Annotated in this window: 22 protein-coding genes; 9 read left to right on the top strand and 13 right to left on the bottom strand. The window is 61.4% G+C overall.

The genetic code is table 11. The features are described 5' to 3' along the window. Window positions 1-66: 66 nt before the first annotated feature. Both macA and HU739_RS06600 read left to right on the top strand, forming a co-directional pair. Window positions 67-1,215, top strand: a complete 1,149-nt coding sequence (macA, locus tag HU739_RS06605; protein ID WP_186547976.1) for a macrolide transporter subunit MacA — start codon at window positions 67-69, stop codon at window positions 1,213-1,215. 2 nt (window positions 1,216-1,217) lie between these two features. Then, complete coding sequence (locus tag HU739_RS06600; RefSeq protein WP_186547974.1) at window positions 1,218-3,176, top strand: MacB family efflux pump subunit; 1,959 nt, start codon at window positions 1,218-1,220, stop codon at window positions 3,174-3,176. Between the two features lie 26 nt (window positions 3,177-3,202). On the opposite strand, the gene HU739_RS06595 is transcribed toward HU739_RS06600, so the two are convergent. After that, window positions 3,203-3,931, bottom strand: a complete 729-nt coding sequence (locus HU739_RS06595) for a helix-turn-helix transcriptional regulator (protein WP_186547972.1) — start codon at window positions 3,929-3,931, stop codon at window positions 3,203-3,205. 256 nt (window positions 3,932-4,187) lie between these two features. Here HU739_RS06595 and HU739_RS06590 point away from each other — a divergent pair, with 256 nt between their 5' ends. Both HU739_RS06590 and HU739_RS06585 read left to right on the top strand, forming a co-directional pair. Continuing rightward, window positions 4,188-4,415: a PLD nuclease N-terminal domain-containing protein gene (locus HU739_RS06590; protein ID WP_186547970.1), complete on the top strand. Its 228-nt coding sequence runs from the start codon at window positions 4,188-4,190 to the stop codon at window positions 4,413-4,415. A 33-nt stretch (window positions 4,416-4,448) separates the two neighbouring features. Then, window positions 4,449-5,378 (top strand): ZIP family metal transporter, encoded by a 930-nt coding sequence (locus HU739_RS06585; protein WP_186547968.1) that lies wholly within the window; start codon window positions 4,449-4,451, stop codon window positions 5,376-5,378. Here HU739_RS06585 and HU739_RS06580 read toward each other — a convergent pair. The 5 genes from HU739_RS06580 to HU739_RS06560 all read right to left on the bottom strand — a co-directional run bounded on the left by HU739_RS06580 (window position 5,375) and on the right by HU739_RS06560 (window position 8,569). Then, entirely contained in the window at window positions 5,375-5,614 is a 240-nt protein-coding gene (locus HU739_RS06580) for a hypothetical protein (RefSeq protein ID WP_186547966.1), read from the bottom strand. The two genes, HU739_RS06585 and HU739_RS06580, sit on opposite strands and share 4 nt — an antisense overlap. After that, window positions 5,611-5,865 (bottom strand): DUF6555 family protein, encoded by a 255-nt coding sequence (locus HU739_RS06575; protein ID WP_186547964.1) that lies wholly within the window; start codon window positions 5,863-5,865, stop codon window positions 5,611-5,613. Before HU739_RS06575 ends, HU739_RS06580 begins: the two co-directional genes overlap by 4 nt. 182 nt (window positions 5,866-6,047) lie before the next feature. Continuing rightward, window positions 6,048-6,599, bottom strand: a complete 552-nt coding sequence (locus HU739_RS06570; protein ID WP_186547962.1) for an ATP-dependent Clp protease proteolytic subunit — start codon at window positions 6,597-6,599, stop codon at window positions 6,048-6,050. A gap of 89 nt (window positions 6,600-6,688) precedes the next feature. Further along, the gene (locus tag HU739_RS06565; RefSeq protein ID WP_186547959.1) at window positions 6,689-6,952 is read right to left on the bottom strand and encodes a hypothetical protein; all 264 of its coding nucleotides are present in this window, start codon (window positions 6,950-6,952) and stop codon (window positions 6,689-6,691) included. A gap of 204 nt (window positions 6,953-7,156) precedes the next feature. After that, window positions 7,157-8,569, bottom strand: coding sequence for a homospermidine synthase (locus tag HU739_RS06560; protein WP_186547957.1), 1,413 nt, complete (start codon window positions 8,567-8,569; stop codon window positions 7,157-7,159). 189 nt (window positions 8,570-8,758) lie between these two features. On the opposite strand from HU739_RS06560, the gene HU739_RS06555 reads away from it, so the two are divergent. After that, window positions 8,759-8,989, top strand: a complete 231-nt coding sequence (locus HU739_RS06555; RefSeq protein WP_186547955.1) for a hypothetical protein — start codon at window positions 8,759-8,761, stop codon at window positions 8,987-8,989. Between the two features lie 55 nt (window positions 8,990-9,044). Here the strand turns inward: HU739_RS06555 and HU739_RS06550 are convergent, their stop codons facing one another. Next, entirely contained in the window at window positions 9,045-9,575 is a 531-nt protein-coding gene (locus HU739_RS06550; RefSeq protein ID WP_186547953.1) for a DUF4142 domain-containing protein, read from the bottom strand. A 201-nt stretch (window positions 9,576-9,776) separates the two neighbouring features. Here HU739_RS06550 and HU739_RS06545 point away from each other — a divergent pair, with 201 nt between their 5' ends. Together HU739_RS06545 and HU739_RS06540 are read left to right on the top strand one after the other, a co-directional pair. Next, window positions 9,777-11,147, top strand: coding sequence for an iron-containing redox enzyme family protein (locus HU739_RS06545; protein ID WP_186547951.1), 1,371 nt, complete (start codon window positions 9,777-9,779; stop codon window positions 11,145-11,147). Between the two features lie 13 nt (window positions 11,148-11,160). Then, entirely contained in the window at window positions 11,161-12,105 is a 945-nt protein-coding gene (locus tag HU739_RS06540) for a methyltransferase (RefSeq protein WP_186547949.1), read from the top strand. Window positions 12,106-12,569: 464 nt separating this feature from the next. Here the strand turns inward: HU739_RS06540 and HU739_RS06535 are convergent, their stop codons facing one another. The 4 genes from HU739_RS06535 to HU739_RS06520 all read right to left on the bottom strand — a co-directional run bounded on the left by HU739_RS06535 (window position 12,570) and on the right by HU739_RS06520 (window position 15,181). Beyond that, window positions 12,570-13,889, bottom strand: coding sequence for an SDR family oxidoreductase (locus HU739_RS06535; RefSeq protein WP_186547947.1), 1,320 nt, complete (start codon window positions 13,887-13,889; stop codon window positions 12,570-12,572). 102 nt (window positions 13,890-13,991) lie between these two features. Then, complete coding sequence (locus tag HU739_RS06530) at window positions 13,992-14,252, bottom strand: metallothionein (RefSeq protein WP_186547945.1); 261 nt, start codon at window positions 14,250-14,252, stop codon at window positions 13,992-13,994. Between the two features lie 75 nt (window positions 14,253-14,327). Further along, window positions 14,328-14,681 carry a con-10 family general stress protein gene (locus tag HU739_RS06525; RefSeq protein ID WP_186547943.1) on the bottom strand — a complete coding sequence of 118 codons (354 nt, stop codon included), beginning with the start codon at window positions 14,679-14,681 and terminating at the stop codon, window positions 14,328-14,330. A gap of 323 nt (window positions 14,682-15,004) precedes the next feature. Then, window positions 15,005-15,181: a con-10 family general stress protein gene (locus HU739_RS06520; RefSeq protein ID WP_039764047.1), complete on the bottom strand. Its 177-nt coding sequence runs from the start codon at window positions 15,179-15,181 to the stop codon at window positions 15,005-15,007. Between the two features lie 349 nt (window positions 15,182-15,530). Here HU739_RS06520 and HU739_RS06515 point away from each other — a divergent pair, with 349 nt between their 5' ends. Then, window positions 15,531-15,701 (top strand): general stress protein, encoded by a 171-nt coding sequence (locus HU739_RS06515; RefSeq protein WP_186547941.1) that lies wholly within the window; start codon window positions 15,531-15,533, stop codon window positions 15,699-15,701. Window positions 15,702-15,722: 21 nt separating this feature from the next. Here the strand turns inward: HU739_RS06515 and HU739_RS06510 are convergent, their stop codons facing one another. After that, window positions 15,723-16,841, bottom strand: coding sequence for a carboxylate-amine ligase (locus HU739_RS06510; protein WP_186547939.1), 1,119 nt, complete (start codon window positions 16,839-16,841; stop codon window positions 15,723-15,725). A 38-nt stretch (window positions 16,842-16,879) separates the two neighbouring features. Further along, a complete protein-coding gene (locus tag HU739_RS06505) occupies window positions 16,880-17,128 on the bottom strand; it encodes a hypothetical protein (RefSeq protein WP_186547937.1) in 249 nt (82 codons plus the stop codon). A 231-nt stretch (window positions 17,129-17,359) separates the two neighbouring features. On the opposite strand from HU739_RS06505, the gene HU739_RS06500 reads away from it, so the two are divergent. Beyond that, window positions 17,360-18,244: a manganese catalase family protein gene (locus tag HU739_RS06500; protein WP_186547935.1), complete on the top strand. Its 885-nt coding sequence runs from the start codon at window positions 17,360-17,362 to the stop codon at window positions 18,242-18,244. Window positions 18,245-18,311: the final 67 nt, after the last annotated feature.

Genomic DNA, 18,311 nt, shown 5'->3' with positions numbered 1-18,311 from the left:
TTGATGTGTACGTCTTGCAGCCCGGTCGCTGACCGGGTTCAACCCTGAACGGATTTGTAGTCATTTATGGAAAAGTCGAAGTTGCGCAAAGTCGCTATGGGTGTGGCGCTGGCGGCAGTGGCCGGCTTGCTGTTGTACGCGGTGCAGGCGCCGGCGGAGGCGCCGCAGTACCTGACCGCCACGGTAGAACGCGGTGACATCGAGAACGCGGTGCTTGCCACCGGGTTGCTGGAGGGCATCAAGCAGGTCGATGTCGGTGCGCAGGTGTCGGGGCAATTGAAGTCGCTCAAGGTCAAGGTCGGCGACAAGGTGAAAAAGGGCCAGTGGCTCGCGGAAATCGATCCGCTGGTATTGCAGAACACTCTGCGCCAGGCCCAGGTCGATGAAGAAAACCTGCAAGCCCAAAAGCGCGCGACTCAGGCCCAGTTGCGGCAGACCAAGGCGTTGTACGAGCGGTATCGGAATTTGCAGGAGGACGCGTCCATTTCTCGTCAGGACTTCGAAACCGCGCAATCGAATTACGAAGTGCAGCAGGCCAACCTGCTGTCGCTGGAGGCACAGATCAAAAGTGCGCATATCCAGATCGACACCGCCAAGGTCAATCTCGCATATACACGAATTATTGCGCCGATTGATGGCGATGTGGTCGGCATCGTCACCCAAGAAGGCCAGACGGTGATCGCTAATCAGTTGGCGCCGATTCTGCTGAAGCTCGCCGACCTGGACACCATGACCGTCAAGGCGCAAGTCTCGGAAGCAGATGTGATTCACATCGCGCCGGGGCAGGCGGTGTATTTCACCATTCTGGGCGAAGACAAGCGTTATTACGGCAAGCTGCGCGGCACTGAACCGGCGCCGCAGAACTTCCTCGAAACGCCGCCTGCCGGCACGCCAAAGCAAAACACGGCGGTGTTTTACAACGCCCTGTTCGAAGTGCCGAACCCGGACCATCGCTTGCGTATCTCGATGACCGCGCAGGTGCGCGTAGTGCTCGACACGGCCCGGTCAGTGTTGACCATCCCGGTGGCGGCGCTCGGGGCGCGCAACAGCGACGGCAGTTTTCCGGTGCGCGTACTCGACGCCAAGGGCCAAGCCCAGCCGCGCAATGTGCAGGTGGGGATCAACAACAACGTCAAGGTGCAGATCAATGACGGTCTGGCTGAAGGCGATCGGGTGGTGATCGGTGATCCGGTGTCCGCCATGGCGGGGTCCTGATCATGGCCGAAGCCCTGCTGCAACTGAGCGGCATCACCCGCAGCTTTACCGCTGGCGACCGCGAATTTCTCGCGCTGAAAGACATCGACCTGAGCATCCATGCCGGGGAAATGGTGGCGATCATCGGTGCGTCCGGCTCCGGCAAATCAACCCTGATGAATATTCTTGGCTGCCTCGATTACGCCACCGCCGGCAGCTACAAGATCAACGGCCGGGAAACCCGTGACCTCGACAGCGAGGCGCTGGCCGAACTGCGCCGCGATTACTTCGGATTTATCTTTCAGCGTTATCACTTGCTGCCGCACCTGAGCGCCATGCACAACGTCGAGATTCCGGCGATTTATGCCGGGACCCCGGAGCCGCAGCGCCATGCGCGCGCCCGCGAGCTGTTGGCGCGCCTGGGCCTGGAGCGGCACCTGACGCATCGACCGAGCCAACTCTCGGGCGGCCAACAACAGCGCGTGAGTATCGCCCGCGCCTTGATGAACGGCGGCGAAGTGATCCTCGCCGATGAGCCGACCGGCGCCCTCGACACCACCAGCGGCAAGGAGGTGATGCACATTCTGCAAGAGCTGCACGCCGCCGGGCACACGGTGATTCTGGTGACCCACGACCCGAAAGTCGCGGCCAATGCCGAGCGCATCATCGAGGTCAGCGATGGCGAGATCCTCAGCGACCGGCGCAACGTGCGCGACAGCGCAGCGTCTTCCCCTGACGAGCCGGCCGCGCGGCCAGCCACCGCGGCGCGGCGTCTGGTCGCCAGCCTCGGGCTGTTCAAGGAAGCCTTCAACATGGCCTGGGTCGCGCTGATTTCGCACCGCATGCGCACCTTGCTGACCATGCTCGGCATCGTCATCGGCATCACCTCGGTGGTGTCGATCTCGGCCATCGGCGAGGGGGCCAAGCGTTATGTACTCAAGGATATTCAGGCGATCGGCAGCAATACTATCGATATCTATTCCGGCACCAGTTTCGGCGACAGCCGTTCCGCCGCCATCGAAACCCTGGTGCCCGCCGATGTCGCGGCGCTCAATCAGCTGTATTACGTCGACAGCGCGACGCCGGTGGTCGGGCGCAATCTGCTGTTGCGCTACCGTAACATCGACGTCGATGCCCAGGTCAACGGCGTCAGCGACCTGTATTTCCAGGTACGCGGAATCAAGATGGCGGCGGGCATTCACTTCAGTGAAAGCGATGCGCGGCGCCAGGCCCAGGTGGTGGTCATCGATCACAAGACCCGTCAGCGTCTGTTCGGCGAGCAGGTCGATCCGCTCGGACAAGTGATTCTGATCGGCAATCTGCCGTGCACCGTGATCGGTGTGGCAGCGGAAAACAAAAACCTGTTTGCCGCGAGCAAATCACTCAACGTCTGGGTGCCCTACGAAACCGCTGCCGGACGCCTGCTGGGCCAGCGCTATCTGGACAGCATCAGCGTGCGCATCAAGGACGGCCAGCCAAGCAAAGTGGTGGAAGACAACGTCAACAAGTTGATGCTGCAGCGTCATGGCACCAAGGATTTCTTCACCAACAACCTCGACAGCATCATGCAGACCGTGCAGAAGACCAGCCGCTCATTGGCGTTGCTGCTGTCGCTGATCGCGGTGATTTCGCTGGTGGTCGGCGGCATCGGCGTGATGAATATCATGCTGGTGTCGGTGACCGAACGCACCCGCGAGATCGGCATCCGCATGGCCGTCGGCGCGCGGCAGTCGGACATTCGGCAGCAGTTTCTGGTGGAGGCGGTGATGGTCTGTCTGCTCGGCGGCGCGATCGGCATTTCCCTGTCATATGCCATCGGCCATTTGTTTTCGGTGTTCATCAAAGAGTGGGAAATGGTGTTTTCGCTGGGCTCGGTGCTGACGGCGGTGTTCTGTTCGACGCTGATTGGCATCGTTTTCGGCTTCGTGCCGGCACGCAACGCCTCGCGGCTCGACCCGATCGAGGCGCTGGCACGGGACTGAGGCTCAAGCTCGTGCCAGCGCGGTCATCAGGCGACGCCGGTGGCCGAGCTGTGCTGCGGCGAATACATCCACTTCATGAGTGAATGCCGGCCACTGATGCCCAGTTTGATTGCCGCGCGCTTGAGGTAGCTTTCCACAGTGTTGACCTTCAGCTGCAACTGCGCGGCCAGTTCCGGCGCCGTCTGCCCGGCGAGCAGGCCGATGCACACTTCGCTTTCCCGGCTGGACAGTTTCAGCCCCAGTTGCTGCAAACGTTCGTTGAAGCGCAGGCGCAAAGTCTCCAGCCCGCTGCTCTCTGGCGTGGTCGCCGGGCTTTGCGGGTCATTATCCAGCGGTTGCAGGGCGTTAATGTGTTTTTCCACCATCGGCAGCAGAACCGGGGAAATGTCCTGCAACAGGCTGCGCTCGCGGGCGGAAAACCGCTCCGACTGATCGTTGCGGTACACCGAAATCACGTAGCGGTAACCGTCCTTGCGCCGGGTCAGGTGCAGTTGCGAGGCGTCGGTGGCGGTCGTGGCGGGGACGGGCGGTAACGCGTCGCTGTGCTCGCAGAACAGCGTTTCGGCCAATAACGCCGCTTCTGTTGCGGGGTCGGGCTCGCTGCGCGCAACCACCGATTCGACGCGCATCTGCCGGATATGCGTGGCGTCGACCGCCAGTTGCGTACGGATCAGGTCATGCAACATCCGCGGAAAATGGCGGCTGCCGGTGCTGGCGATGACTTTGCCGATGTGCGGAAACAGGTGTGAATTCATGTCTTCATCCATGAGTGGCAATGAGTGGCGCGTGTGCCTGAAACACCGGCGTGAAGCTCCTTGACCGGTGAAACGCTGCAGGTTTGGATCCTATCCTAGTACAACGTTTCAGCTTGCGTTCAATCAAGCGCCGTTCGGCCGACGAGAAACTTTTCAATGCGCGCACAGGTATGGCGGTCCAGTCTCCCCGGCATTTTTTTGAACGCTGGCGTAAGCACGAGGCCCAAATCTGTACCAACCTGTGGAGGACTGCGTCATGAACGAAGCCGTCAGTTATTTTTCGATAGGTATCGCTGTGATTATTCTGCTGGTCGATCTGTGGGCCATTGTCAGTGTGTTTCGCAGTGAAAAAACCGTGGGTGTGAAAGCGGCCTGGGCCATCGGCCTGATCGTGTTTCCGGTGCTGGGCCTGATTGTCTGGGGCATTGCCGGCCCGCGCGGGGTCAAGGAAGGGCCGTCGTCGCCGGAACACAGCAAGGGCTGATCATCGATTCACTTTTTGCCAACAGGGGGCTTCATGTCGCAACCTGCATCGTCTTTCGCCGCACCGTTGCGCGCCTGGTTGAGCCAGTTGTCGCGCAGCGGCTGGGGCGCGCTGTCGTTCTGGCTGACGCTGGTCATCGTCACGGTATTGTTGCTGGTCAGCGGTTACACCGGCCTGGTCAGTGCCAACCGGGATAACCTGCACTTTGCTGCGCTGGGCGGGCTGTCCGGGTTTGCCGCGACGGCGGTGGGCGCCATGGTGGCGCTGGTGCTGCGCGATGTGGCAGCGCGGACACAAGACACCATGCTCGGTTTTGCCGCCGGCATGATGCTCGCGGCCAGTTCGTTTTCCCTGATCCTGCCGGGCATCGAGGCGGCGCAGACGCTGACCCACAGTCCGCTGCTCGCCGCCTGCGTGGTCGTGGTCGGCTTGGGGCTGGGCGTCGCGTTGATGGTCGGGCTCGACCGCTTCGTCCCCCACGAACACGAAAAGAGCGGCCGGCGCGGCCCTCAAGCCGAGAGGATCAATCGGGTCTGGTTGTTCGTGCTGGCCATTACTCTGCATAACCTGCCTGAGGGCATGGCGATCGGCGTGAGCTTCGCCGAGGGCGACATGAGCGTCGGCCTGCCGCTGACCACGGCCATCGCCATTCAGGACATCCCCGAGGGGCTGGCGGTGGCCTTGGCGTTACGTGTGACGGGAATCTCGGCGATTCGCGCCGCTCTGGTCGCTGTGGGGTCCGGGCTGATGGAGCCTTTAGGCGCGATCATCGGCCTGGGCCTGTCCAACAGCTTCGCCCTCGGATACCCGGTTGCCCTTGGCCTGGCCGCGGGGGCGATGATTTTTGTAGTGTCCCACGAGGTCATTCCGGAAACCCATCGCAACGGCCATGAAACCCCGGCCACCCTGGGCCTGATGCTCGGGTTTGGCGTGATGATGTTCCTCGACACGGCGCTGGGTTAGCGCCGGGGCTGCCGGCGCAACTGCATCCACGCTTGATACGCCTCGGTCCGCTTGGCATCGGCCATCGCTTTGGCTTCGTTGAAGCGTTGCCAGGTCTGCGCATCGCGGCGGCTGTCATTGAACAGCCGGTAGGCGCTTTCTTCGAGCCGGTCCGCTTCATAGAACAACGCGTTGATACGCGCCGGTTCGTCCTCTTCCACGTGGGCGAGTGAGTCGTTTGACGTTGTCGAAATCATGATGACGCCTCCGTCCAGTCCAGTGCCGCCGTCTCGCGCCATTTCACCTCGGTGATCCCGAACCGTTCGGCCTGGGGCTTGGAGACGACCTTGAGCGGTGGTTTCCCGGGTTTGGGTATGGGCGCAATACCGGCGTCACAACTTGCCCAGTGCCACGCCGCCGCGTTGCACATGGTTTTGCTGCGGATGACGAACGACTTCGCTTGGCCGTGCAGCTTGTATTCGATGGTGAAAATATCGGTGTGCCCCATGCGCTACTCCTTACGCTCATAGGCAAGTGAGTGAAGGCGCAAAGAAAAAATTCCAACGATTTCATGAACGGCATTGCCGGGCAAAAAAACCTCACGGCGAACCCCCGACAGCCAGCGTCGCGCGCTGCCGTGAGGCGTATGCAATCGGGTGTTGGAGGTTGCCGCGTGCGCTGAAGCGAGGGCTAGCTGTGGATGATCGAAGTCACCGATTCGGCGCTGATCATCGGCGGTTCGATGGCGTGGATCAGGCCACAGAGCAGCGCTTGTGACGGATCGATGATGCGCGGGGCGGCGGTCAGGTACTTTTCCGTTTCCAGCCGTTCCCGTGCCTCGGTGGTGCGCTCGGCGACGATCCGCGCATACAGGTACAAGTCGTAATCCAGGCTCATGGCGTATTCCGACATGCGCGAGTGGTCGACCGCGCCCTGCAGATGCCAATGGAACGGATGGAAGAGGAATTTGCTGTGGGTACAGGCCGACCGATGACGGCCGGCGAGAAAAACGATGTTGCCCATCGATTCCACCGTGCCCAGGTTATGGGTGTGTACCGGAATCGGCAGCGACAAGAGGAAGTTGTACATGGTGAAGCCATAACTGCATTCGCCGCCCATCGTCGCAATGTTGACGATCAGCTTCGAAGCGTTTTGCTGGACCGCGGCCGAGGCTTTTTCGATCAGGTGCCCGCAGGTGGAAGCATTGATCGGGCCGGTGAAATGAATGACGTGGACTGGCATAAATCACCTCGCAATTGAAGGGGCTGGCGCTTGCGCAACTGGGTGGTGTTTAGCGAATGCTGGCTGCCGGTCAGGCAACGGCGCGGCGCTCATGAGCCGCGTTCGCAGACCGGCCGGGTGTGCGTTGCGCTTGAATGGCGTTCTGCTTGAGCGATGCCCTGGCTGCGTTCGTAACAGCAGCGCCGCGTGATCGGTGTGGCAACGGAAACGGCCAGTGCCGGGGTTTCGGCGGTGTCCGGCGGGGTATCGCTGAGCACGTGAGCCGGTAGTGAACACACTTCCATTTCATGGGCCGGTTCTTCGGCTTTTTCCAGTTGCGGGGCGCATGGCCGGGATTCGATCGAAGCTTTCATGGCGGACCTCGAAGGGAAGGGGCCACGCGCCCGATCCCTGTGTGGCTGTTGATGGGTGTCCGCCGCGGGTCAGATGGCCTACCGTGACCTGATCGCAACAGACACTACTTCCGATAGCCGTCAGCGCGAAAATGTTTTGAAAGTTTTGCCTTGGCCCGATAGGCGGTCAGCGAGTCCCAAGAATTGCCCGTTATAGGGCGTCGTTCACGTGAAACGCAGGTTGCGAAATTGCCACGGATCCTCCTCATCACTTGGCGGATCAATGCCGACATGGCGCTGCGCAAGCGGCGTCCAGTCGCTGTAAAAACCTTGCAGAGGGCCGAGATAAGGACGGCACAGTTCGAGGATTTCCCGGTGCGGCAACTCATCCGGTTCGAGGATGCCGCGCCGAGGGTTGCGTATCGTCCAGACCACTCCGGCCATGACCGCCGCGGTGACCTGTAGTGACGTCGCGCTGTTGTGCGGGCACAGCGTGCGGGCCTGATCGATGCTCAAGGTCGAGCCATACCAATAGGCGGTTTTCCCATGACCGAGCAGCAACACGCCGAGTTCGTCGCGCCCGCCTGCGATGTCATCGTCGAGCAAGCGTTGCCGCGGTTGCGGTTGCCATTGGCGAGCGGCAAGTTCATGCAGCGACAACAGCGCATCGTCACAGGGTCGGTAGGCGTAATGCACGGTCGGCCGGTAATCGGGATGCGCGCCTTCGCCGACGGTCAGGTATTCGGCGATGGAAATGGCCTCGCTGTGGGTGACCAGAAAACCGAGGGTCGGCCCGACGCCCGGGGTCCAGGTGCGCACTTGCGTCGCGGCGCCCGGCCGTTGCAGGTAAATGGCGGCCTGGCTGCCGTAGGGGTGTCGTCGGGCATCGGCCGGCAATGCGCGCTCGTGACTGCCCCAACCGAGTTCCGCCGGCTGGCACGCTTCGGCGATAAAGCCTTCAACCGACCAGGTGTTGACGAACTCGCCGGGCTCCTTGCGCCGGGCGGCATATTGCGAATCGTATTCAGCGATGTGAATGACCTTGACCTGCAACGCTTGGGCGAGCCGCGCCCAATCCTCCCGTGAAGTACAGACCGGATGCTGCTGGCCGATGTCCGCCGCCAGATTTTCCAGTGCCTGCTTGACCAAATGCGAGACCAGGCCGGGGTTGGCGCCGTGGGTGAGAATCGCCGTGGCGCTGTCCTGAGCGCCACGCAACGCCAGAATGCCGTGACGCAAGGCGTAATTGGTGCAGGCCTGGGGTGGCTGTTCGGCACTGTCATACCCGCCGGCCCACGGTTCGGTGCAGGTATCGAGATACAGCACGTCGCGCGTCTGGCAAAAAGCGAGCAACGCCTGACTGGACACTTCGACGGACAGGTTCAAGAGAAAATCGCCGGCGCGCAGTTTCGGCTCCAGGCACGCGTGGAAGTTATTTGCGGTCAACGCCTGTTGCTCGACCTGCACGCCATAGTCACGGGCCGCTTGCTCGGCGGCCCCGGACGGGCAAATCACCCAGACCTGCGCTGGATCGAGTTCGATGTGACGCAGCAGCAGCGGCAACACGCCACGGCCGATGCTGCCATAGCCAATGATGATCAGACGTGCACAAAACGGTTGGCGTTGGACGGCTGGCATGCGCTTCTCCCGATAGGCGGCGGGGCAGAAAAACCTAAGTCTTTTTATTGCGACCGCATCGGCGCATGACCGTGCCGTTGCATTGCGCCAAGGGCAGCCGTGGCAAAAAAAACGAACTGCGGCAGTAGCGCCGGCGTCCATGGTTAGGACGATCCACGAACACGTATTCATCGGTTGAGGAGGCTGCACATGAACGATTACCCCATGGACGAAACCGATTCCGATCACCGCAACCGTCAGTTTGGCCACGCTCTGGGGCTGGACGCCGACGAAGTCGAACTGTGGGTCAGTGCAATAGAGGAGGACGGCAGCGGCATGGGTTATGTGGTGCACTTTTCCAGCGAGACGCCGGTCGACGTGTTGGCCAAGGTGCCGGGGCTGGGCGCTGACCTGACCATCAATATCGGCCCGATCGATTGAGACGGCGGGCGAGGTGGCGCGGGCGTTGCCTTCGATAGCGGCGACCGCGCCAGCCTCACGGCCTCGTTGACTTCAGGGCGCCCGCCGAGGGTTTGAGCTGTTCCTGCAAATCCTTGGCCTTTTGCGCCTGCTTCTCGATGCCTGGCAGCTCGGCGCTGGCGAAGGCCTTGAGCTGCGGGTTCTCCGAGGACATCGCTTCCTTCTTGAACAGCATCAGTTTGCGTTCGAGGGTCTGCGCCTGGCTGTCGATGTAGACGCGGTCGAACGATTCGTCGCGGGATTCAAGCCGCAGGCGCTTGGCTTTCGAGGCGACCGAGGGTTGCGCCGGCACGTCCATGCGCAACGCTTGGCCCAGTTTCTGGAGCTGCGGATAGACGCGGTCGTGGTCAGCGATCATTTGCCGGGCAAAGTCCCTGACGTCGGGCAGTGCACTTTTTTCCAGGGCGATGCGCGCGCTGTCGTTCTGGAACAGGCTCTGTTCAGCGGCTTCTTCAACGAAGGCATTAAGCGTGACCGCGTAGCACAGCGTGACGGTCTGAAGGCTCAGGAGCAGTGCGGCGAGGCATGTGGTGGCAAGCGTTTTCATGGGCGCATCCCTTTGCGGTTCAGCTTTGGGCAGGGGTCATGAGGTTCGATTGAGCGGCTGGGCGAGGATTCAGAAAAATCGGCGCATGAGCGACAAGCGGCGCAAAGCGCATGTTCAAGGCAAAAAAAAGGAATTATTTTTTCCGGGTTCGACTCTTTTGTTCATGAACAAACTGCTCGCACAAGGCGAAGGTGAACGGCCATGACGATGATCGAAACCGCGATCAAGACCTCTTCCACGACGCGTACTTTTCAGGCGGCCTCGTATCGTCAGGAATATGAGCGGCTGCTGGCCCGGGACTCACAGGCCAGTCGGCAAGCCCGGACGCTGCTGCAAGGACAACTGCGCCGCGCGGCTGAGCTGTCAAGCGATCTGCCTGCGACCCCTGAAGAGCTTGAACAATGGGCCCAGCATCGTTGCGCGGCGGTGGCCGCGCAATACGCTGAATATTTGCAGACGCGCCAGCAGGGCGGCGAGCGGCGCTACTTCCGCAACCGCTCCCACGCGCTGTATTTCATTCAGCATGTGGCACCGACCAAAGTAGTGGACGGCGCTTGGCTGGCCGGGATTGCCGCGCACTGGCAGGACCCGCGTTTCGACCATTTGCTCGACACTTACCTGGAAGAACTGGGCGATGGCCTGCCTCGGCAGAACCATGTGCTGATCTACCGCAAGCTGCTCGCCGAGCACGATTGCGACGACCTGCGTGGCCTGAGTGACGACCTCTATTTGCAGGGCGCGTTGCAACTCGCGCTGGGCCAGTGCAGCGATGAGTTTCTGCCGGAAGTGATCGGCTACAACCTGGGTTACGAACAATTGCCGCTGCACTTGTTGATCAGCACCTATGAGCTGCGCGAGCTGGGTATCGATCCGCAGTATTTCCGCTTGCACGTGACCATCGACAACGCCAGTACCGGTCATGCCCACAAAGCGGTGCAGGCGCTGTTGCAGTTGCTGCCGCTGGGCGCCGAGCGGGAGGCGTTTTATCGGCGCGTCAGCCTCGGGTATCGACTCAATGATCTGGGCAAAGGCTCGACCGATGTCATCCAGGCGTTTGATCTGGAGCGGGAAGTGATTGCCATGCTGGAACGCAAATGCGTGTTCGGTCAGCACATGCACTCCGATTATTGCCGCCTCGAAAATCGCACGATCAATCAGTGGCTGGCGGTGCCGGGGCAGATGGGCGAGTTCCTCGCGGCGTTGCAGCGCAAAGGCTGGATCAAGCGCGGCGAGCCGGTGGAGCAGAGTCGTTTCTGGCAACTGATCGATGGCAGCGAGGCTGTGATGTTCGGGGTGTTCAGCGGCTATGAAAAACAACTGCTGCGTGACTGGATCACTGACACGCAATACGCCCCGCGGACCCGGCCGCACGTCGCGGCTCAGGCCCCGGGCGCGGCTCAGGACGAAATTGAGGATGCAGAGCTGCTCGCGCTGCGCGAACAGCTCGAACCGCTGACGCCTGGCGAACAGATGCAAGCCTTGTTGCCGTGGCTATCGGCCCGGCGTCACTGGCGGCCGGCGGGGCTGTTTGCGACCCGGCGTTTTGTCGAGTTGCGCGGGCAACTGCGCTGATTCAGGAGGAAACATGTCAGTACAACAAACGGCGGATCGGGCGTTGCTCGATCTGGGCAAGCGCTTGCTCGACAGTGGTTATCAGTTCATCACCCCGTCACCCTTGACCCATGAGCGCTACTACCAGCGCGTCCCGGTGCCTCAGGCGCGGGATTGGCGTGATGTGTTCGGTTGGTCGATGCCGTTCGACCCTGAGCTGTTCAGTGACGAGGATCGGGCGCTGCTCGATCGCGCCGGGGTAATCGAGCGCCAAGACACGTTGTGGCGCAGCAGCGTGCGCTGGTCGCGGCTCGGCGAGCTGTTGTTTGTGCATTCGGCCTGGCCGACCAGCGACACCGACGCGGTGTTTTTCGGCCCGGACAGTTATCGCTTCGCCCAAGCGATTGACGCGCAGTTGCAAACACGCTTTGCACCGGTCAGACGCGCCGTCGACATCGGCTGCGGCAGCGGCATCGGTGCGGTCGTGGTGGGCCGTTCGCGGCGTGATGCCGAGGTGCTCGCGGTGGACATCAATCCGCGGGCGCTGCGCCTGGCGGCGGTCAATGCCGAACTGGCCGGGGCGAGCAACGTAAGCGTCTATCGCAGCGATGTCCTGGCCAGCGTAGAAGGGCTGTTTGATCTGATCGTTGCCAACCCGCCTTACATGAACGATCAGCAGCAGCGCGCCTATCGCCACGGCGGCGGCACGCTGGGCGAAGGCCTGTCGGTGCGTATCGTGCGCGAGTCGCTGCCGCGCCTGGAAGTGGGCGGCACTTTGCTGGTGTACACCGGAGTGGCGATCGTCGCGGGGCAGGATCCGTTTCGTCAGGCGATCGAGCCGATGGTGTCAGGCGAACAATACGCCTGGACCTATCGCGAACTCGACCCGGATGTGTTCAGCGAAGAACTGCTCAAGCCCGGCTACGAACGCGTCGAACGCATCGCCGTGGTTGCCCTGACCGTGACCCGCGAACGCTGAGCGCGGACAATCTGGCTTTTTTAGCGTGGGAGCGAGCCTGCTCGCGAAAGCGGCATCCCAGGCGACATGGACGTTGAATGTGGCCTCTTCGCGAGCAGGCTCACTCCCACAGGGACCTTCGGGTGTCAGTCAGGTCTGGGTCATGTCCCCGGTTTAATGTAGGAGCGAGCCTGCTCGCGAAAGCGGCATCCCAGGCGACATGGATGTTGAATGTTATGGCCTCTTCGCGAGCAGGCTCACTCCTACAGGGGCCTTCGGGTGTCAGTCAGATCTGGGTTATGTCCCCGGTTTTAATGTAGGAGTGAGCCTGCTCGCGAAAGCGGCGTCCCGGGCGACATGGATGTTGAATGTTATGGCCTCTTCGCGAGCAGGCTCGCTCCTACAGGGGCTTGGGGTGGCGGCTAGATCTGCGCCTTGTCCCCGGTTCTAATGTGGGAGCGAGCCTGCTCGCGAAGGCGTTTCGGTTATCGTGTGCGGGAGCGGGTGAGTGCCAGCAGGCATCCGCCCACGAGCAACGCCGCGCCAGCGACCCACAGCGGTGATGCCTGGGCTTTGGCCGAGCGCCAGCCGCCTTCGACGCGACGCTCGCCGCCGGGTGGATTGAACAGGTTGCCGGACGAAGTTGCCGTCGCCGGACTGCGGTTGAATCCCCATCGCGTGAGCCAGCCCGATAGCTGCGGGAAGCCCGGCAGTACGAAGTGCGCAGCCCGCGCCAGTGTGGCTGCGGCGCCGACGGTGGTGCTGGGTTTCGGATGGAGTGCGCAGTGGACCATCGCTCGGGCGACCCGGTGCGGGTCGTAAACGGGAGGCGGGGGCTTGAGCGCGTGGCCGGTAAAATTGGCGCCATCGCGAAAGCCCGGGGTGTCGATCACCGCTGGATAAATATCGCATACGTGAATGTCCGGGCAGCCGCTCAGTTCACCGCGCAGCGCTTCGGTCAAACCGCGCAAGCCGTACTTGCTCGCCGAGTACGCGGCCGCGTACGGCTGCGCCACCCAACTGCCCAGCGACAAGGTGTTGATCAAAACGCCTTGCTTCTGCGCCTTGAAATACGGCCACACCACATAAGCGCCGCGCAGATAACCGAGCAAGTCGGTCTGCAGCACTTGCTCATGCACGTCGAGCGGCGTCTGCTCGAAGCTGCCCACTGCGCCGACCCCGGCGTTGTTGATCCAGATGTCAATCCGGCCATCGCCAAACTCAGCTGCCTGGCTTGCCAGCGCCTGCATTTGCGCGCTGTCGGTGACATCGGTGCGGACCGCCAGCGCCGCCGCGCCGCGCGCGACACATTCGTCCACCACCTCGGCGAGGGCGACCTCGTCGCGCGCTGCGAGTACCAGCCTGGCCTGTTCGTCGGCGAACGCTTGAGCAGCGGCGCGACCGATGCCGCTGGAGGCTCCGGTGATTACCACGAGTTTGCCGGACAGTCGCGTTTTACGCTGTTGATTCGGTGGCAAATCATCGCGGCTGTGCGGCGCCGCAGCCTCGGGTTCGGCTGTGGTCGGGTAGGGAATTTCATTGAGCGCAAGACGCTGACCGTCACCGAGCGTCAGTGCCAGGTTCTGGATCTGGCCGACGCGTCGGTCGGGGTAGATCGGTTCGCCGGTCGGGTCGAGCTGGTCGTAAATGAAATCCTGGCCTTCGAGCCAGCCCACGGCCGTCTGCAATTCCGGGCCGAGGTAATATTTGCCATCGAGAAAAAAACCGGGGAACTGCGGCGCACGTTCAACGCTTTCAATGGCGTAGCACGTCCCCGGCTTCATACCGGTTGCTGGGGCGATCATGGGGCATTCCTCCACGGTTGGTTGGGCGCCGCACACCGGGCGCACAGCGTTGTTCCATCGGCATGAGGCGCGGCTGTGCGCCCTCACGATGCGCACCGAACGTCAGGGTGAGATCGGATCGCTGGCGGGAAAGGTTTCCTCGACCGCTTCGTCGAGTTTCGAATCGCTGACGCTACGCTCGCCCAGCTTCACGCTTCGTTCGCAGTGGCAATCGGCGGCCGGGCAGGGCTGCCCATCCGGGTGCAGATCGGCGCAGGCCTGGCTGCAAAAGCGCTTGCCGTCACGCTCGAATGTGCTGTCGCGGGGACAGTCGCACGTGCATTCCGGACACGCACAGCCAAGGTTTGGCGGGTCGGTTGACATGAGGACCTCCTGATAAGCGGGTTCGGCGGTTAACTCAAAACGGCAGGGGAGCGAGGCTCCCCTGCAACCGGCGCATCAGCTATTGCTGTTGCGCCCACCCCCATGGCTGTTTTCGCCGCCCTTGCGCCCGGCCTCGGATGCTTTTTCACGGTCATTGGCGAAGTTGCCGCCGCTGTTCTGGCCGCCTTTGCTGCCGGCTTCGGCTGCGCGTTGCGGATCATTTTTGAAGTTGCCGCCACTGTTCTGGCCGCCCTTGCTGCCGGCTTCGGCTGCACGTTCGGGATCGTTCTTGAAGTTGCCACCACTGTTTTGGCCACCTTTGCTGCCAATCTCTTGGTAGAACTCTTTGTCATGGGAAGCCGAAGTGGCTTCGCCACCTTTTTTACCCGCTTCGTTAACCGACATGCCGCCTTGTTTATCTTGTGCCATTTCAACTTACCTCATGTTTGTATGGGCAAAAAGTCGAACTTTGAGTGCTATAAAGATAGCGCCCTTGTTGTCCGTCAAATGCCATGAAGTTGCGTGTTGCTGTTTTGCTTATAACGGTTGTCGCCAAGTTGTTTATTGCTGCATAACTGTCTTGCCGTTTGTCTGAGCAGGAAGGTCATGGTTGGCGACGGGCTGGTTACGTTGCCACCAGTGGCGGCGCAACTCACCGCGTTGCATCCGCTACCACCCCATGACCGGGTTCTGCTTATGACCTGTCAGCCATTGACCGCAAAGGGCAGCCAGGCTGCCCCGGGTTCCCTTGCTCAGGATTTGCGACCACCGCCGTGGCTGTTCTGGCCTCCTTTACGACCGGCCTCGGATGCTTTCTCCCGGTCGTTGGCGAAGTTGCCGCCGGAGGCCTGACCGCCTTTTTTACCCGCCTCGGATGCTTTCTCGCGATCGTTGGCGAAGTTACCCGGATTTTTATTACCAGTAGTCATGATAGTTCTCCAGTATCGATTGACGTTTCGCTAGTTGTCCGTTTGTTGCTGCGGACAATTATTCCGATAACGCGACGGTGAGAAACGTTTGAAGATTTTTTATCAGAGCCGATGAACGGTATCGGTTGCAGAGAAACTTATACAGTGCACCGAATTCGCTGCCGCTTCGTATAATTTTTTATGATATTAAAATGCTGCTGTCAGTGTTATCGCCGCTTCGCTTAATTAACCTTTTGTCGGCACAGGTGACGCTCGGGTGGGGGCGGCAGAGTTGCAGTGCTAGTGTTTTGTCAATGCCCAATGGCCGGGCGTTATAAGCAACTATGAAAGATGAACGGGAGCAACAGCCATGACTGAGAAACATCGAAGCGAGCACTCTTTCGCCGATGATCCGCAAAAGATCAAAGGCGCAGGCAAAAAAGGTGACCCCACGGCCAACGTCAAGCTGGATCGAGCGGAGAAGGCGCGCGTTGGCGGGCAACATAGCCACGGCGGTAGCCGAGCGGGCAAGGGTGATTGACGCGGCGTGCCCTTTGGCGCCTCAACCCGCCGCGGTTTCCTCAAGCAGCAGCGCGGTCACCCGTGACAAGGCCGAGCGGGCACCGTGCTGCTTGAGGGCCTGATTGAACACAGCCAGTTGCCGGTCGGCGCTGGTGCCCTCGGCGATGATGTTGCTGGCGTGTTCGAACAGCAAAGGCATACGCAACTGCCTGGCCGTTTCGGCAAATTGCAGTTGAGCCATCCCTAGCCATTGTTCAGCGGTGCACTCGGTGCCGCTGCCCGGCACGATGAACCTGCCATGGATACCAAAGCGTTTGGCGCGCCAGTGGTTCTCTTCAAGTATCGCCCGAGCGCGCAGGTCATAAGTCGCGCCGGGTTGCGCTTGTTCCATGGCGTGGGTGACCAGTACGCGGAACAACCCGGCGAGCGTCAGCGCATCCTCAACCCGCGGGCAGGCGTCGGTCATGCGTAACTCAAGCGTCGGGTAACGCACGGCGGGACGGATGCCCCACCAGCATTCGCTCGGTTGATGAATCGTGCCGATCTCGCTGAGAAACGCGATGTGCCCGTCGTAGTCGCGCTGATCGACAAACATCGGCGGCACGCCCATGCGCGGCCACTCGCCGCAGGCCACTTGTCGATAACTCATGAAACCGCTGTCGGCGCCGTCCCACAGCGCAGAGGAACAACTCAACGCCAGCAGCAGCGGCGTCCACGGCAACACTTGGTTCATTACCTGGATGCGATCGAACGGCGGCGGCACTTCGACGTGCACGTGCAGGCCCGACAGCACGCTGCGCCGCGCAACGTGGCCGTAGTCCTGGAACAGCTGGATAAAGTGCGCTTCGGCGGTGGGCACCTGATCGCGCCAATCGGCCAGCGGATGACTGCCCGCGCAAAGCAGCCCGAGCCCGAAAGGCTCAAGTGCTGCGCTCAGGGTCTGGCGTGCGCCGCGCAGATAGTCGCTGGCCTGACTGAAATCGGTGAACACTGGTGAGGCCACTTCAATCTGGCCCTGAAACATCTCGCTGGCGAATGCGTCTCCCATGGCCGCCTTGCACGCCTCAATCGCCTCGGCTGGAGGACGACCGACCATCTCGCGGCTGTGCAGGTCGGTGATGAAATATTCTTCTTCGATACCGAATCGTGGATCGCTCATGGGAGGGCTCGCAAGGCTGGAGGGCTGGGCAATGGCGGTCAGTGATAGTCATTACCGGCAATGGCGCGCAGGTAGGCCTGATCCGCCTCGATGCGCAAATCGCGCCACTCGCTCCAGGTGACGATGCCGCGCCGATCCATTTCATCGCACTGACGCAGCAACTCTTCGTGATAGCGGTCCGGGCACTCCATGCGCAGGGCCTGATCGTCCAGGGTCTGGTGCCAGGTGTCGAGCGCCCGCAAGCGCGTAACCTGGGCCGCCGTGAGCAGATGTTTGAAGGCATTCATGGTGTCGGCTCCTGGGGTGTTTTCACTGGGAGCCGCGCGCCTCGTCAGTGGTTCAAAGCAAGTGACCAGGCGCAGCGGAGCGGGCCGTTTCGCTTGTTCGGCAGTTCCAACCATTTGTCTTGAAGCGTGATTTTTTTTGAAATTTCCTCAGCGCCCGTGCTTCACAACAGGGTAGGCCGTTGTTTAACCGTGGACAGCGCCGCGCTCAACTCAAGACTGAGGAGATTTGTCATGTTTCTACATAACAAGCGACTTCAATACACCGTTCGTGTTGCCGAGCCCAACCCGGGCCTGGCCAACCTGCTGCTTGAACAGTTCGGCGGTGCGCAAGGCGAACTGGCGGCGGCATCGCGCTATTTCACCCAGGCCCTGTCCGAAGACGATCCGGGACGCAAGGATTTGCTGATGGACATCGCCACCGAAGAACTCAGCCATCTGGAGGTCATCGGTTCGATCATCGTCATGCTCAACAAGGGCGCCAAAGGCCGGATGGCCGAGGGTGTGGAGGAGGAGGGTGAGTTGTATCGCTCGCTCAACGGCGCGGGCAACGATTCGCACATTACCAGCCTGCTCTATGGCGCCGGCTCGCCACTGACCAACTCGGCTGGCGTGCCCTGGACGGCGGCCTATATCGACACGATTGGCGAGCCTACCGCGGACATGCGTTCCAACATTGCCGCTGAAGCACGGGCGAAGATTGTTTATGAGCGCTTGATGAACGTGACGGATGACCCGGGCGTGAAAGAAGCCTTGGGTTTTCTCATGACCCGGGAAATCGCTCACCAGTTGTCGTTCGAAAAAGCCCTGCATGCGATCCAGCCCAACTTCCCTCAAGGCAAGCTGCCCGGCATGCCTGAATTCACTAACGTTTACTTCAACATGTCGCAAGGCACCGAAAGCATGCGCGGCCCATGGAACCAGGGCGATGATTGGGAATTCGTCGAAAACCCAACACCGGCCGTCGATGGCGGAGACGGGCTGGCCACGGTGCAACTGGACAGCGCTGACGAGGCGCTCCTGGAAAACATGAAAATGCGGACCATGTCCGACCCCAACAGCGAGCCGGTCACCGGTGCGGATCTGGGTTCCGGCACACAGGCCAAACCCGCCCTGTGACCACGCTGAAACCGCAGGCATCGCTGCGGTGTGCCGGGCGCGTCGGCACAAGCGGGCGCCCTGGCCG

This window comes from Pseudomonas hamedanensis (assembly GCF_014268595.2).
GTDB classification, from domain to species: Bacteria; Pseudomonadota; Gammaproteobacteria; order Pseudomonadales; family Pseudomonadaceae; genus Aquipseudomonas; species Aquipseudomonas hamedanensis.
Note: the sequence above shows the minus strand (reverse complement) of the source record. Positions and strands in the feature narration are given on the sequence as shown.

What these genes read in the sequence shown, in the direction of transcription:
- HU739_RS06565 (WP_186547959.1), bottom strand. Translation starts at nt 6,952, where the DNA reads ATGAAAGCTTCGATCGAATCCCGGCCATGCGCCCCGCAACTGGAAAAA.
- HU739_RS06510 (WP_186547939.1), bottom strand. Translation starts at nt 16,841, where the DNA reads ATGAGCGATCCACGATTCGGTATCGAAGAAGAATATTTCATCACCGAC.
- HU739_RS06535 (WP_186547947.1), bottom strand. Translation starts at nt 13,889, where the DNA reads ATGATCGCCCCAGCAACCGGTATGAAGCCGGGGACGTGCTACGCCATT.
- HU739_RS06600 (WP_186547974.1), top strand. Translation starts at nt 1,218, where the DNA reads ATGGCCGAAGCCCTGCTGCAACTGAGCGGCATCACCCGCAGCTTTACC.
- HU739_RS06540 (WP_186547949.1), top strand. Translation starts at nt 11,161, where the DNA reads ATGTCAGTACAACAAACGGCGGATCGGGCGTTGCTCGATCTGGGCAAG.
- HU739_RS06585 (WP_186547968.1), top strand. Translation starts at nt 4,449, where the DNA reads ATGTCGCAACCTGCATCGTCTTTCGCCGCACCGTTGCGCGCCTGGTTG.
- HU739_RS06575 (WP_186547964.1), bottom strand. Translation starts at nt 5,865, where the DNA reads ATGGGGCACACCGATATTTTCACCATCGAATACAAGCTGCACGGCCAA.
- HU739_RS06580 (WP_186547966.1), bottom strand. Translation starts at nt 5,614, where the DNA reads ATGATTTCGACAACGTCAAACGACTCACTCGCCCACGTGGAAGAGGAC.
- HU739_RS06505 (WP_186547937.1), bottom strand. Translation starts at nt 17,128, where the DNA reads ATGAATGCCTTCAAACATCTGCTCACGGCGGCCCAGGTTACGCGCTTG.
- HU739_RS06530 (WP_186547945.1), bottom strand. Translation starts at nt 14,252, where the DNA reads ATGTCAACCGACCCGCCAAACCTTGGCTGTGCGTGTCCGGAATGCACG.
- macA (WP_186547976.1), top strand. Translation starts at nt 67, where the DNA reads ATGGAAAAGTCGAAGTTGCGCAAAGTCGCTATGGGTGTGGCGCTGGCG.
- HU739_RS06590 (WP_186547970.1), top strand. Translation starts at nt 4,188, where the DNA reads ATGAACGAAGCCGTCAGTTATTTTTCGATAGGTATCGCTGTGATTATT.
- HU739_RS06500 (WP_186547935.1), top strand. Translation starts at nt 17,360, where the DNA reads ATGTTTCTACATAACAAGCGACTTCAATACACCGTTCGTGTTGCCGAG.
- HU739_RS06525 (WP_186547943.1), bottom strand. Translation starts at nt 14,681, where the DNA reads ATGGCACAAGATAAACAAGGCGGCATGTCGGTTAACGAAGCGGGTAAA.
- HU739_RS06595 (WP_186547972.1), bottom strand. Translation starts at nt 3,931, where the DNA reads ATGAATTCACACCTGTTTCCGCACATCGGCAAAGTCATCGCCAGCACC.
- HU739_RS06520 (WP_039764047.1), bottom strand. Translation starts at nt 15,181, where the DNA reads ATGACTACTGGTAATAAAAATCCGGGTAACTTCGCCAACGATCGCGAG.
- HU739_RS06570 (WP_186547962.1), bottom strand. Translation starts at nt 6,599, where the DNA reads ATGCCAGTCCACGTCATTCATTTCACCGGCCCGATCAATGCTTCCACC.
- HU739_RS06560 (WP_186547957.1), bottom strand. Translation starts at nt 8,569, where the DNA reads ATGCCAGCCGTCCAACGCCAACCGTTTTGTGCACGTCTGATCATCATT.
- HU739_RS06545 (WP_186547951.1), top strand. Translation starts at nt 9,777, where the DNA reads ATGACGATGATCGAAACCGCGATCAAGACCTCTTCCACGACGCGTACT.
- HU739_RS06515 (WP_186547941.1), top strand. Translation starts at nt 15,531, where the DNA reads ATGACTGAGAAACATCGAAGCGAGCACTCTTTCGCCGATGATCCGCAA.
- HU739_RS06555 (WP_186547955.1), top strand. Translation starts at nt 8,759, where the DNA reads ATGAACGATTACCCCATGGACGAAACCGATTCCGATCACCGCAACCGT.
- HU739_RS06550 (WP_186547953.1), bottom strand. Translation starts at nt 9,575, where the DNA reads ATGAAAACGCTTGCCACCACATGCCTCGCCGCACTGCTCCTGAGCCTT.